The following is a 269-nucleotide window of genomic DNA, read 5'->3' on the forward strand; positions in this document are numbered from 1 at the left end:
CATAAACAATTACCGAGGCAACGTTTTCAGAGGAAGAAGTCATCGCGCCTGTTAATACCCTTGGGGCAAATGCTTGAATGGCTTTGGTGGCGTTAAGTTGCTGATAAAGTGTTGTAGTATCTTCAATGTATAAATCTATATCGTTTGCTTCACGAAAGCCCACCCGATGAACCTGTCCTTCTCCTAAGAAGGTTTGAGTACTGATTTTTACCATAGTTTCTACCATGCCTCTGACAAAAGCATCGGTAAATAAAATAGCTGCCAAGCTG

At 41.6% G+C, this 269-nt stretch carries 1 protein-coding gene; it reads right to left on the reverse strand.

Annotated elements, in window-relative coordinates; translation table 11 throughout:
- Positions 1-269 (reverse strand): hypothetical protein (locus ACX6CF_RS26395; RefSeq protein WP_458788363.1); only part of this gene is annotated, 269 nt, incomplete at both ends.

It is taken from the genome of Vallitalea sediminicola (assembly GCF_054408565.1).